At 71.3% G+C, this 12977-nt stretch carries 11 protein-coding genes; 3 read left to right on the top strand and 8 right to left on the bottom strand.

Annotated elements, in window-relative coordinates; all coding sequences use genetic code 11:
- Positions 1-29 precede the first annotated feature (29 nt).
- The gene (locus tag ACZ67T_RS07275) at positions 30-1562 is read right to left on the bottom strand and encodes an aldehyde dehydrogenase (NADP(+)) (protein ID WP_469982099.1); all 1533 of its coding nucleotides are present in this window, start codon (positions 1560-1562) and stop codon (positions 30-32) included.
- Positions 1563-1696: 134 nt separating this feature from the next.
- On the opposite strand from ACZ67T_RS07275, the gene ACZ67T_RS07270 reads away from it, so the two are divergent.
- Both ACZ67T_RS07270 and ACZ67T_RS07265 read left to right on the top strand, forming a co-directional pair.
- Positions 1697-2470 (top strand): IclR family transcriptional regulator, encoded by a 774-nt coding sequence (locus ACZ67T_RS07270; RefSeq protein ID WP_116502788.1) that lies wholly within the window; start codon positions 1697-1699, stop codon positions 2468-2470.
- 247 nt (positions 2471-2717) lie between these two features.
- Positions 2718-4181 (top strand): penicillin-binding transpeptidase domain-containing protein, encoded by a 1464-nt coding sequence (locus tag ACZ67T_RS07265; protein ID WP_469982098.1) that lies wholly within the window; start codon positions 2718-2720, stop codon positions 4179-4181.
- Positions 4182-4234: 53 nt separating this feature from the next.
- Here ACZ67T_RS07265 and ACZ67T_RS07260 read toward each other — a convergent pair whose 3' ends face one another.
- From ACZ67T_RS07260 to ACZ67T_RS07245, 4 genes are all read right to left on the bottom strand, one after another.
- Positions 4235-4936, bottom strand: a complete 702-nt coding sequence (locus ACZ67T_RS07260; RefSeq protein WP_469982096.1) for a hypothetical protein — start codon at positions 4934-4936, stop codon at positions 4235-4237.
- A 28-nt stretch (positions 4937-4964) separates the two neighbouring features.
- Entirely contained in the window at positions 4965-6368 is a 1404-nt protein-coding gene (locus ACZ67T_RS07255; protein WP_469982094.1) for an NCS2 family permease, read from the bottom strand.
- A 107-nt stretch (positions 6369-6475) separates the two neighbouring features.
- On the bottom strand, positions 6476-7273 hold the full coding sequence (locus tag ACZ67T_RS07250; protein ID WP_469982093.1) for an HAD family acid phosphatase: 798 nt from the start codon (positions 7271-7273) through the stop codon (positions 6476-6478).
- A gap of 156 nt (positions 7274-7429) precedes the next feature.
- Positions 7430-8047: a TIGR03086 family metal-binding protein gene (locus ACZ67T_RS07245; protein WP_469982091.1), complete on the bottom strand. Its 618-nt coding sequence runs from the start codon at positions 8045-8047 to the stop codon at positions 7430-7432.
- Between the two features lie 154 nt (positions 8048-8201).
- Between ACZ67T_RS07245 and ACZ67T_RS07240 the strand changes: the two genes are divergently transcribed.
- On the top strand, positions 8202-9380 hold the full coding sequence (locus ACZ67T_RS07240; RefSeq protein ID WP_469982089.1) for an MFS transporter: 1179 nt from the start codon (positions 8202-8204) through the stop codon (positions 9378-9380).
- Here ACZ67T_RS07240 and ACZ67T_RS07235 read toward each other — a convergent pair.
- The 3 genes from ACZ67T_RS07235 to ACZ67T_RS07225 are packed head-to-tail and all read right to left on the bottom strand — an operon-like array spanning position 9355 to position 12925.
- A complete protein-coding gene (locus tag ACZ67T_RS07235) occupies positions 9355-10761 on the bottom strand; it encodes a S28 family serine protease (protein WP_469982087.1) in 1407 nt (468 codons plus the stop codon). The genes ACZ67T_RS07240 and ACZ67T_RS07235 overlap by 26 nt on opposite strands.
- Positions 10762-10814: 53 nt before the next feature.
- Positions 10815-11978 carry a hypothetical protein gene (locus ACZ67T_RS07230; protein ID WP_469982085.1) on the bottom strand — a complete coding sequence of 388 codons (1164 nt, stop codon included), beginning with the start codon at positions 11976-11978 and terminating at the stop codon, positions 10815-10817.
- Positions 11975-12925 carry a 5-dehydro-4-deoxyglucarate dehydratase gene (locus tag ACZ67T_RS07225; RefSeq protein WP_469982083.1) on the bottom strand — a complete coding sequence of 317 codons (951 nt, stop codon included), beginning with the start codon at positions 12923-12925 and terminating at the stop codon, positions 11975-11977. Before ACZ67T_RS07225 ends, ACZ67T_RS07230 begins: the two co-directional genes overlap by 4 nt.
- Positions 12926-12977: the final 52 nt, after the last annotated feature.

The following is a 12977-nucleotide window of genomic DNA, read 5'->3' as shown; positions in this document are numbered from 1 at the left end:
GCCGGGCCCCCGGTGAGAGGCGGGCGGGGTCAGAGTTCCTGGCGGCCTTCGTAACGGCGCGGCAGGCTCAGCGGGTTGTCGTCGCGCAGCTCCGGCGGCAGCAGTGCCTCGGGGGTGTTCTGGTACGCGACCGGGCGCAGCCAGCGCTCGACGGCGGTGCCGCCCACGGACGTCGAGGTGGACGTCGTGGCCGGGTACGGGCCGCCGTGGTGCTGGGCGGGGGCGACGGCGACGCCGGTGGGCCAGCCGTTGACCAGGACGCGGCCCGCGAGCGGGGTGAGCTCGGCGAGGATCTCGGCCCCGCGCCCCTGGCCCGCGGCCTCGCCCTCGGACAGGTGGACGGTGGCCGAGAGGTTGCCGGGCAGCCGCGAGAGCACGGAGGTGACCTCGGCGTCGTCCTCGTAGCGGGCGACGACCGTCACCGGACCGAAGCACTCCTCCAGGAGGAGGTCGTGGCCGCCGCCGTCGGCGGCCAGGCGCTGGGCCGGGACCGTGAGGAAGCCGGGACTGACGGTGTGCTCGCTGCCCGCGCCCGGAGTCACGGGGGCGTCCACGTCGGGCAGCTCCGCGCGCTCGGCGACGCCCGCGACGAAGTTGTCGCGCATGCGGTGGTCGAGGAGCACGCCCGCGTCGGTGTCGCTGACGGCGTCCGTGAGGGACTTGACGAGACGGTCGCCGTCGGCACCGTTGGGCGCGAAGACGAGACCGGGCTTCACGCAGAACTGGCCGACGCCGAGCGTCATGGAGCCCGCGAGCCCGGCGCCGATCTGCTCGGCACGCTCGGCCGCGGCCTGCGCCGTGATGACCACGGGGTTGAGGGAGCCGAGTTCGCCGTGGAAGGGGATCGGCACGGGGCGGGCGGCCGCCGCGTCGAACAGGGCGCGCCCGCCCCGTACGGAACCGGTGAATCCGGCGGCCGAGACCAGCGGGTGCTTCACGAGCGCGACGCCCGCCTCGAAGCCGTGGACCAGGCCGAGTACGCCCTCCGGAATGCCGTGCCGGGCGGCGGCCCTGCGCAGCACCGAGGCGACCAGTTCGGAGGTGGCCGGGTGGTCGGGGTGGGCCTTGACGACGACGGGGCAGCCCGCGGCGAGCGCGCTCGCGGTGTCGCCGCCGGGCACGGAGAAGGCGAACGGGAAGTTCGACGCCGAGTAGACGGCGACGACGCCGAGGGGCACCTTGTAGCGGCGGAGGTCCGGGATCGGCGGGGTCGCCGAGTCGTCGGGGTGGTCGATGACGATGCCCAGGAAGGCGCCCTCGTCGACGATGTCCGCGAAGGCGCGCAACTGGTAGCTGGTGCGGGCGAGTTCACCCGTGAGGCGGACGGGACCGAGCGCGGTCTCCGCGTCCGCGGCCTCCACCAGGTGGTCCTTGGAGGCGTCGAGGAGCTCGGCGGCGCTGCGCAGGAAGGCGGCGCGCACGGTGCGGTCCGCGAGGGCGCCCGTGGCGGCGCGCGCGGCGCGGACCGCCTGGTCCACCTCTTCGGCTGTGGCTTCCACCGCAACCTGCTCCCGCTGCTTCCCGGTTCGGGGGTCGACACTCCAGACTGGTGCTGCTGCCACCGCGGGTTCCTCCAGATTTGTGCCGCTCACCTGACGACGAACAGCAGCTGTTCGATATGCTGAACGCTGTCCCTGATGATGAATACGCTACGGACTCGGGACACTAATTCTGGTCGAACGAAGGGGTCAAGGGAATGTCGGCAGGTGAGACGGGCGGCGGGGCTCAGGTCAAGTCCGCGGTACGGACCGTGGAACTGCTCGAATACTTCGCGGGCCGGCCCGGAATGCACTCCCTGGCGGCCGTCCAGGAAGCGGTCGGTTACCCCAAGTCCAGCCTGTACATGCTCCTTCGCACGCTCGTCGAGCTCGGCTGGGTGGAGACGGACGCGACGGGCACGCGGTACGGCATCGGCGTACGCGCCCTGCTCGTCGGCACGTCGTACATCGACGGCGACGAGGTGGTGGCCGCGGCCCGCCCGACCCTCGACCGGCTCTCCGACGACACCACGGAGACCATCCACCTGGCGCGCCTCGACGGCACGAACGTCGTCTATCTCGCCACGCGCCAGTCGCAGCACTACCTGCGGCCCTTCACCCGCGTCGGCCGCCGGCTGCCCGCGCACTCCACGTCCCTCGGCAAGGCGCTGCTCGCGACCCACACCGACGAGCAGGTCCGCAAGATGCTCCCCGAGACGCTCCCGGCGCTCACCGAGCACACCATCACCGACCGCGAGAAGCTCATCGAGGAGCTGCACGCGGTGCGCGAGCAGGGCATCGCGGTGGACCGCGAGGAGAACACGCTGGGGCTTCGCTGCTTCGGCGTCGCGATCCCGTACCGCACGCCGGCGCGCGACGCGATCAGCTGCTCGGTGCCGGTGGCGCGCCTGACGCCCGCGCACGAGCAGATGGTGAAGGACGCCCTGTTCGACGCCCGCGACCGGCTGACCCTGGCGACGCGCCGGCTCTGACACGCAAGCCTTCCCGGGCGGCGGCCCCGTCTCCCCCGCACGGCGGAGGCGGGCGGGGCCGTCGGCGGGGGCGGCCCCGTCTCCCGAACGCGTCAAAGGCCGTCGGGATCCCCGGCGGCGCGCTCCTGGGCCTCATCAAGAACGGCCACGCCCTGGCGCGCGTGACACGGATCTCATGATGAGGATTCACTGAGAAACCGGGCCGGAACGGAACGATTCGCTCGTAGCCGCTCGTCTTCTGTGCGGGATGAACAAGACGATCAGACGCGCCTCGGTCTTCTGTCTGCTCCTCGTGCTCGCTCTGCTGGTGAGGGCGACGTGGGTGCAGTACTACGACGGCCAGGCCCTCGCGGACAACAAGAACAACCGGCGGAACGTGATGAAGCAGTACGCGTATCCCCTGGGCGACATCATCGTGGGCGGTAAAGCGGTCACCGGTTCGAAGAGAACGGCCGACGGCACCGACCTCGCGTACAAGCGCACGTACAAGGACGGCGATCTCTATGCGGGTGTGACGGGCTTCAGCTCCCAGGTGTACGGCCAGACGCAGCTCGAGGGCATCTACCGGAACATCCTCGACGGCACGGACACCCGGCTCAAGAACCCCGTCGACGCGGTCACCGGTAAGCACACCGAGCCCGGTGACGTGGTCACGACCATCGACCCGTCCGTACAGAAGGCCGCGTACCGCGCGCTCGGCGACAAGAAGGGCGCGGCCGTCGCGATCGATCCGAAGACCGGGAAGGTGCTCGGTCTCGTCTCGACGCCGTCGTTCGACCCGTCGAAGATCAGCGGCTCGGACTCGTCCACCGACGGCAAGGCGTGGACGGCGCTGTCGAAGGACAAGGACCAGCCGACGCTGAACCGCGCGATCAAGCAGGCGCTGCCGCCGGGATCCACGTTCAAGCTGGTCGTGGCGGCGGCCGCACTGGAGGACGGGCTCTACTCGTCGGTGGACGCGAAGACCGACAGCCCGAACCCGTTCCGCCTGCCGGGCACGACCACCGACCTGAAGAACGAGAGCGCGTCCGCGCCCTGCGAGGACGCCTCGATCCGTACGGCGCTGCAGTACTCCTGCAACAACGTCTTCGGGAAGATCGCCGTCGACCTGGGCCAGGACAAGGTCAGGGCGATGGCCGAGAAGTTCGGCTTCAACGACGCCGAGCAGGACATGCCGGTGAGGGCCTCGCAGAGCGTGTACCCGAAGGACATGGACAAGGCGCAGACGGGTCTGTCGGGCATCGGACAGTTCGACGTGACGGCGACGCCGCTGCAGATGGCGATGGTCTCGGCGACGATCGCCAACGGCGGCGAGCAGGCATCCCCGCACATGGTCTCGCAGGTCACGGACGCCGACGGCAACGCGATCAAGAGCTTCGCCGACGGTGACGACACGCGCGTGGTCAGCACGTCGACGGCCTCGCAGCTCCAGTCGGCGATGGAGACGGTCGTGGGGCAGGGCACCGGTACGAACGCGCAGATCGCGGGCGCGACGGTGGGCGGCAAGACGGGCACGGCCCAGCACGGCGAGAACAACAGCAAGACGCCGTACGCCTGGTTCACGTCGTACGCGAAGGACGACTCCACCGGCAAGGAGGTCGCTGTGGCGGTCGTCGTGGAGCAGTCGGACGCGGCCCGCTCGGAGGTGAGCGGCAACGGTCTGGCGGCGCCGATCGCGAAGGCGATGATGTCGGCGGCGCTCAAGGGGTAGGCGGGCTCGGCGAGGGGCCGGAGCAGGTGTCCCGGCCCCTCGCCGTGAAGGCCCTAGCGGCGCCGGGCGCGTACCGCCCAGACCGTCACCGGCGGCGCCACCGCTCCCACCAGCAGGCCCAGCGCGAGACCGACGCCGAAGCCCGTGCCGGTGCTCGCCGCCACCACGACGGCGGCGACGAGGGCCAGGGCGGCACCCATGAGTACGTAGCCGCGCCGGCGCCCGGGGAACGCGGGGCGCCGCGGGACCGGCGGCGGTTCGGGTGGCGCGGGCGCCTGGCCGGCACCGACCGCCTTCTCCCGCTTGAACCACGCGTACACGGCCCAGCTGCCGCACGGCTCCCAGCCGTCGCGCGCGAGCCGCTCGCCGAGACGTTCGCCGCCCCCGGTGATCAGCTCGCGCCGGTACTCCCAGCGCCGCGGCCGCTCCGGGTCGCGGTGGCTGACGAAGCGGCCGAGCGGGTCGACCCGCTCGACCTCCCAGCCCTCGCCGCCGAAGCGGTTCAGGAGGTGCTCGTCGGCATACGTGTCGGCGAGCCAGCGCCAGGTCTCCAGGTGCTCGTCGGCCGCGGACGTCCCGGACGGGGCGAGACGCCGGGCGAACGCGTCGACCGGACCGAACGCGTCCTGCGGGTCCGCTCCCCCGGCCTGCGCCAGATACGTCGCGAGATCGGCGACCGTGGCGGCGACATGGTCCGGCGGAAGCCCGTGCGCCTCGCGCAGCAGCTCCGCGAGGCGGTCGAGATAGCCGGTCATCGCACCACGGTAGATCACCGGATCACGCCTACCCGACGCCGAGCAGCTGCTCCACGGGGTCGATCGCGAAGTACACGAGGAAGAGGGCACAGGCGCCCCAGAGCAGCCAGTGCACCTCACGCGCCTTGCCGACGACGGTCTTGATGACGACGTACGCGAGGAATCCGGCGCCGATGCCATTGGTGATCGAGTACGTGAACGGCATCACGGCGATGGTCAGGAACGCCGGCACCGCGATGTCGTACCGGTCCCAGTCGATGTGTTTGACCTGCGTCATCATCAGGAAGCCGACCGCGACGAGGGCTGGGGCCGCGGCCTGGAGCGGCACGATGGTCAGGAGCGGGGACAGGAAGAGGGCGAGCGCGAAGAGGCCGCCCGTGACGAGGTTGGCGAATCCGGTACGGGCGCCCTCGCCGACACCGGCGGCGGACTCGATGTAGGTGGTCGAGGAGGAGGCGGAGGCCGCGCCGCCCGCGACGGCGGCGGCACCGTCGATGAACAACACCCGGCCGAGATCGGGTACTTGACCCTTCTCGTCCAGCAGCCCGGCTTCGGCCGTGATCCCGACGACCGTGCCCATCGTGTCGAAGAAGTCCGACAGGATGAGGGTGAAGACGAGCAGGACCACGGTGACGACGCCGGTTCTGCCGAAGGCGCCGAAGAGGCTGAAGTCGCCGAGCAGCCCGAAGTCGGGCGCGGCGAACACGTCGTCCGGGATCTCGGGCGTGGTCAGGCCCCAGCTCTTCACATCGGCAAGGGAGTTGATGATGACGGACACGACCGTCATCACGACGATGCTGATGAGAATGGCGCCCTTCACCTTGCGCGCGAGCAGGCCGATGGTCAGCAGCACGCCGAGGCAGAACACGAGGACGGGCCAGCCGGAGAGGGTGCCCGTGCCGCCGAGCTGCACCGGCACGGTGGAGTTGGCGATGTCGGGGATCCGGGTCACGAACCCGGCGTCGACGAAGCCGATGAACGCGATGAACAGTCCGATGCCGACGCTGATGGCCTGTTTCAGCGGCTGGGGTATCGCGCGCATCACGGCCTCGCGCAGCCCGGTGACGACGAGGACGCAGATCAGCAGGCCCTCCAGGACGACGAGCCCCATCGCGTCCGGCCAGCTCATCAGCGGGGCTATCTGGAAGGCGACGACGGCGTTGAGGCCGAGGCCCGCCGCGAGGGCGAGCGGCAGATTGCCGCCGACGCCCATGATGACGGTCATCACGGCGGCCACGAGGGCGGTGGCGGTGACGAGTTCGGCCCCGTCGAGCTGATGCCCGAACTTGTCCTTCGCGCTGCCCAGGATGATCGGGTTCAGGACGAGGATGTAGGCCATGGTGAAGAACGTGGCGAATCCGCCGCGTACTTCGCGAATGTACGTGGATTCACGTGCGGAGATACGGAAGTAACGGTCCAACGGGGCGAGCATGACGGGCTCCTCGGGTCAGCCGTGCCGAGTGGTGGCTGGATTGTTCCCCCGAGGAGCCCGTTTCAGGTTTTCGCGGTGTTACAGAATGCGGGCGCGGACGGCCGTGATCACTCGACGAAGTACGTCGGGTTCGGGAACTTGTACGTCCGGTCTGCGTGGCCGCCCTCGAGGTCCGAGTACTGGTCGCCGAAGTTGGCGACGACGTCGTAGCCGAGGGACTCGATGTGCTTACGGGTGCCGGACTTGTACTGCACGGTGGTGCAGTTCCAGGCGCTCGCGGTGGCGCAACCGCTCAGGTAGGCGGGCGGGTTGGCCTTGTCCTTGAGGAACATGTGGGCGGCGTCGAGGTTGACGCCGATGCCGACCTTCTTGAGGTTCTCGACGGCGGACGCGCGCTGCGCCTCGCTCAGCCCGGAGTTGTAGAAGACCTCGACGCCCTTCTTCTGCGCGTACGCGATGAGGTCGGGCGTCCCGAACACGGCGGGCCGGTTCGCCTTGGCGACGTACTCCTTCCACGTGGCGTCGTTGTAGACGTAGTTGGTCTTCTTCTCATAGTCGAGGCTGAGGAGAAGGGTGTCGTCGATGTCGAAGACGACGGCGGGCCTGTCGCCCTTGCGGTGGTGCCCGGCGGCAGCGTTGGCGATCTGCTTCTTCGCACCCGCCTCGATACGACCGAGGTCCTGGGCGTACTGGCTGGACGGAGACGCCTGGTAGACGCCGTCCGCGTCGAGGGCGGTGCCGTAGTAGGAGTCGATCTCCTTGACGAGCTGCCCGATGTTCTTGGGCTCGGCGGTGGTGTGCGCGGACTCTCCACCGGCGTTCGCGACACCGGTCCCGTAGAGGGCGGCACCGGCGAGGGCACAGGATGCGGCAGCAACGGCCGCGATACGTAGGGGCTTCTGCATGACACGTTTTCTACGCGCGTCACACCACCGGACGCGAGGCCCTTTGCCCGATCGATATCTGATCCACAGCAGTTCCTGGGCGCCCGCATGGCGTTCGCCCGACTCGTCCTGCCGGCCGCCTCGTACGCCCTGTGTCACCTGAACTGACGTGACGTGTCAGGAAGCCGGATTCCAGCCCGGGTCCCGGCCGCTCAGGCCCACCGCCCGGTCGAGCAGGGGCGCGGAGTCCTCCACCCGGACCACCGGGCCGAAGATGTCGGGGCGGGGGCCCTCGGCGGACTGGAGCAGGAAGGTGTGGGCGGCGCGCAGGGCGGCCTCGTCGGGGGCGTAGTCCTGGCCCGTCGCCTTCGCCAGGTCCCAGGAGTGCACGACGAGTTCGTCCAGGGCGACCGTCGCCGCCACCCCTCCGGGCAGGTCGACCCCGCCCGCCCGGGTCATCCCCTGCCAGGCCGCCGGGTCGCGCCAGGCCTCCGCGAGGTCGTCGAGCGCCTTGGCCAGCGCGTCGCGCCAGCCGTCCGTGATGTCGGGCAGGAACGCCGTCGGGCTCGTGTCCGTCGTCGGGCCCAGGTTCTTGCGGGCGGCGTCTGCGAAGGCGACGGTCAGGCCGAGGATGTGCCCGAGCAGGTTGTGCACCGCGTACTCCGGGCACGGGGTCGCCAGGTCCAGCTGGTCCTCGCCCACTCCGTCCGCGAGGCGCGCCACGATCCGCGTCTGCGGGCCGAAGTCCACCATCTGCTGAGCCGTCTGATCGGTGACATCGGTCGCGTCGGACATGTCGGGCTCCTTGCCTGTTTCAGGACTCACGAATCCAGGACTCGCACTGCGTACTCATCTGTAGACCCCGGCCCCGCCCGAAAGTCATCGGCGTATCCGCCTAGGGCATCCTCCCGATCCCCCGCCGGGGGCCTTAGCACCACGATGACCTGGCATGACGTTCACTTCTACCGCCACACGGGGCGATTCCCGGCTCCTCCTGACCGGCATCGTCGTGTCCGGGTTCGGGACCTCCGCCATGTGGCTGGCCGCCGGGATCTGGGTGAAGGACCTGACCGGCTCCAACAGCCTCGCCGCGCTGTGCGCCTTCGCGCTGTGGGCGCCCACGCTCGCCGGGCCCCTGCTCGGCACGGTCGCCGACCGCACCCGGCGACGGCCCCTCCTCGTCGCCGCGAACCTGGGGCTCGGCCTGCTGCTCCTGTCGCTGCTCGCCGTCGGCTCGGCGGGCCGGCTGTGGATCCTGTTCGCGGTCCTCGTGGCGTACGGGGCGTGCGGCGTCGTCACCGACGCGGCCGAGGCCGCCCTCGTACCGGCCGTCGTCGGCAGTGACGCGCTCGGTCACTTCAACGGGCTGCGGATGACGGCCAACGAGGGCATGAAGCTGGTCGCCCCGCTCGCGGGCGCGGGCCTCTTCGCAGCGTACGGAGGCGGGGGCGTGGCCCTGCTCGACGCCGCGACGTTCGCCGCCGCTGCCGGTCTGTACGCGCGGCTCCGGGTCCGGGAGCCCGCGCCCGCACGCCGGACCACGGGCGTGTGGGACCGCACCGCGGAGGGCGTACGCGCGCTGTGGCGGCAGGAGAGGCTGCGTCGCCTCGTCCTGGCCGCCGCGGCCACCATGCTGCTGGCGGGCCTGAACGGCGCCGCGCTCTACGCGGTCGTCGACGGCGGCCTCGGCCGCTCCCCCTCGTACGCGGGGGTCCTGTACGCCGTGCAGGGCGCCGGTTCGGTCGTGGCCGGGCTCGCCGCGGGAGGGCTGCTGCGGCGGCTCGGCGAGCGCCGGTTCGCCGGGGCGGGGATCGCCCTGTTCGCGGCGGGCGCGGGCCTGCGCGCGCTCCCGTACGACGCCGTGGCACTCGGGTGCAGTGTCGCGATCGGCATGGGCCTGCCGTGCGTCCTGATCGCGGCGCTCACCGCGGTCCAGCGCGAGACCCCGGACGCGCTCGCCGGTCGCGCCGTGGCGACCGCGAACACGCTGATGTTCGCGCCGAACGCGGTGGCCCTCGCGATGGGCGCGGGCCTCATCGCGGTCCTGGACCACCGCGTCCTGCTGCCGCTCATCGGCGCGGCCGGACTCGCGCTCGCGTCCGTTACTGCACGCCGGCCCAGCGCTTGACCGTGGCGACGGCCTCGGCCTGCTCGTCCGCGGGCAGCTTGGCGATGGTCGCGCCGTGGTTCGAGCCGGGCACCACGTACCGGTACGAGTCGTGCCGGCTCGGGGTGAACTTCTCGGCGCTCCACGGGTCGTTCTGCCCGTACACGAACATCATCCGCTCGCCGCGTGTCCTGACCCACTTGTCGACGCCGGAGATCGCGGAGCCGTCGTACGTGCCGCGCATCGCGGCGGGCAGGACCGAGTTGGGCTGGTAGATGTCCGGGTAGTGGCGGACGTCCTTGAGGTGCTTGAACTTGAGGTCGGCCCAGCCGAGCTGGGTGGCGGCCTGCCGGTAGTAGGGCCCGGTGCCGTTCGTGCCGAGGGTCTCGTCCTGGTAGACGCTGAAGCCGTGCCCCTTCGACCAGGCGTAGAGCTCGTCGTCGGTGGCCTTCCCGGCGTCGGGCACGGTCGGGCAGTCGTCGATCGTGCCGCTCTGCCAGAAGTTCCACACCTGGTCGAGCACGGCGAACCCGTAGGCCCTGTCGGTGGTTCCGAGGGTCTCCTCGAACGTGTCACCGGCCGCTGCCGCGTCCGCCTCGAACTTCGGGATGAGGGCGTCGCGGCGCACCAGCATCTCGCGCTGCACGGCGTTCAGGGCGGCCCGGCACTCGGGTGTGCCGACCGTCCGGAAGAAGTCCTCGTAGCCGCTGTCGTCCTTGTTGACGGCGTCGTTCGGGGCGACGAACGCGACGACGGCGTCGAGGTCCTGCGGGTAGAAGCGCTCGTGATAGGTGGCGGTCATGCCGCCCTTGCTGCCGCCCGTGCCGAGCCACTTGCCCTTCTCGACGGTGCGCAGGGCCTGCGTGATGCGGTGCTCGTCACTGGACTCCTGCCAGACCGTGAGCTTGGACCAGTCGTCACCGGCCGCGCCCTTGGGGCGGGACTCCGCGAAGTAGCGGTGTTCGACGGAGACCTGGTTGGCGTCGAGCAGCTTGGTGATCTCGCGCGTGCTGGAGGACAGGGTGTAGCCGCCGGTGTAGAAGACGGTGGGCTTGGCGGCCGCCTTGTGCCAGAGCGTGAGGCGCTGCGTGAACGTGCCGGCCTCGGGGTTGCTGTGGTCGACCGGCTGCGCGTACGTGAGCGTGTAGAAGGGGTGGCCCTCCTTGTCGGTCACCGAGACGACCGTCATGCCGGGGATGGCCGCCAGCTGCGCCTGAATGTCCTCCTGTGGGGCGGCGACACCGGTGACGCTCCCCTGCGCCGCCCCCGCGGGGACCGTCCCGCCGAGCACCGCCGCACCCGCCATCATCCCCGCGCACAACAGCGCGGCCGGCCCCCGGCCACGGCCCTGGCTGTGACCCCGTCCACGCCCCTGGTTCCGCCCCTGGTTACGCACGCGCACCTCGTGTCCCTCCGTAGGAAGCGTCGATTGTGGTGCGCGGATGGTAACCGCTTTCAGGCGAGGTCGGACAGGCCCTCCGCGATCAGCTCCAGATCACTGTCCGACGCCAACCCCGCATGATAGAGACGCAGTTCGTCCGCACCCAGCTCGGCCGCGTGCCGGGCGTCGGCGGCGAGCGTGGCGGGGCTCCCGCCCATCCCGGCGACCACGGTGAGGTTGGCGGCCACGACCCCCCTGCCCCGAGCGGCAAAGGGGGCTATCAGCTGTGCGCCGCCGGTGCACGGCACGACCACGCCGTCCGCGACGGCGAGAATGTGCGCCGGGTCCACGCCCGCGTTCGCCCCGCAGTGGTACGACACCGGGTCGGCGTGCAGCAGGATCCGGAATCCGTCCGGGGCCTGCGCGCGGACCGCGGCGACGGCTTCCTCCTGGAGGCCACGGGCGACGCTGTCACGCCACGCGCGCGTGCCCGTCGCCGTGCGCGCCCCGAGCAGCTTCTCCACCGCCTCCCAGTCGCCGTCCGGGTTGCCCTCCCCGCGCCAGAGAGGCTCCAGTGCGCGCCGGACGTCGCCTGCCAGCTCCGCCGCGTCCAGCCCTTGTCGGCCGTATCCGTCACGGCACGCCGGGCAGAAGCAGAGCGACATCAGGTACTGGCCCGCGTCGCCGAGGCCGACGCCCGCGGTCTTGTCATGGGCGTGCAGATGCGCGAGCCCGTACCAGCCGAGGGATTCGAGTTCGGTGCCCTGCGCGCCGGGCCGCACGGCCGCCTCCGCCGCCAGGTCGACGAGGTACGCGCGCGTGGCGGGCTGTGCGATGCAGGGGGCCCACGGGTAGCGGTCGCCGTAGGCGTTCACGACGGAGGTGTCCGGACGTTCCGCGCCCAGACGGGAGTTGTGCGCGAGGACGACCCAGGTGTGGACGTCGAGCCCGGCGCCCGCGAGCGCCTCGGCGGCCTCCCCGAAGGCGTCGCCGGGAGCCCAGTCCCCCGCCTCGTACGGCCGCAGGTCCCGGCCCTGCCAGCGCTCGCCCGGCGGGTAGAGGACCGCGGCGTGTTCCGCCGTGACGACGCGATGACGCGGGTGACGGGGCGTCAGGGCGCGGGTGGAGTGATAGGCGGAGGCCAGGGTGACCTGCTGGACGCCGAGGCCGGCGATGCGGCCGGCGGCTTCGGGGTCGCCGTTGACGTCCCAGGGGTAGACGAAGGCCGACGCCCTCACGCCCGGTCCCCCGTCCCGGCCAGGAGCACGCGGCCGCGCTCGACGATGCCGGCGAGCCGCTTGACGTGGTCGTCGGTGGGCTCGTGCAGGGGCGGGCGGACCTCGCCGACGTCGAGGCCGGTGAGCCGGACCCCGGCCTTGACGAGGGAGACGGCGTAACCGCGGCCCTCGTTGCGGAGTTCGACCAGCGGCCGGTAGAAGCCGTCGAGAAGGCGGTTGGCCGTGGAGTCGTCGCCGGTGCGCAGGGCCGTGTGGAAGGCGAGGGCGATGTCGGGCGCGAAGCAGAACACGGCGGACGAGTAGAGGCCGACACCGATGCCGCGGTAGGCGAGGCCGGTGAGCTCGGCGGTGGGCAGGCCGTTGAAGTAGAGGAAGTCGCTGAGCCCCTCGGCGCGTACGGCGCTGATGGTGCGCTGGAGGAGGTCGAGGTCACCGAGGCCGTCCTTGAGGCCGAGGATCTTGGGGTGGCGGGCGAGGGCGACGACGGTCTCGGGGGTGAACACGGCGTTGTCGCGCTGGTAGACGATGATTTCCAGGGAGGTCGCGTCGGCCAGCTCCGAGTAGTGGCGCAGCAGTCCTTCCTGGCCGGCCACCACGAGGTAGGGCGGCATCGCGAGGAGCCCGTCGGCGCCGGCTTCCTCGGCGAGGCGTGCGTAGCGCACGGCGAGGGCCGTGCCGTACCCGGCCCCCGCGACGACCGGCACCCGCCCCGCGGTCTCCTCCACGGCCGCGGCCACGCACGCCTGGAACTCCTCGGGGGTCAGGGCGTGGAACTCGCCCGTTCCGCAGCACGCGAAGACCGCGGCGGCCCCGGCCTCGACGCCCTGGCGCACATGGACGCGGAACGTGTCGAGGTCGAGCGTGCCGTCGGAGCCGAAGGCGGTGACCGGGAAGAACAGCGGCCCGCTGGGGATGCTGAGTCGAGCGGCGAGAGGGGCTGACGTCACGGGCTCTCCCTTAGCGTGCACGGTTCTGATTTGCGTCTATATTTCTGAACGC

Source organism: Streptomyces sp. NPDC107517, from assembly GCF_055582645.1.
Note: the sequence above shows the minus strand (reverse complement) of the source record. Positions and strands in the feature narration are given on the sequence as shown.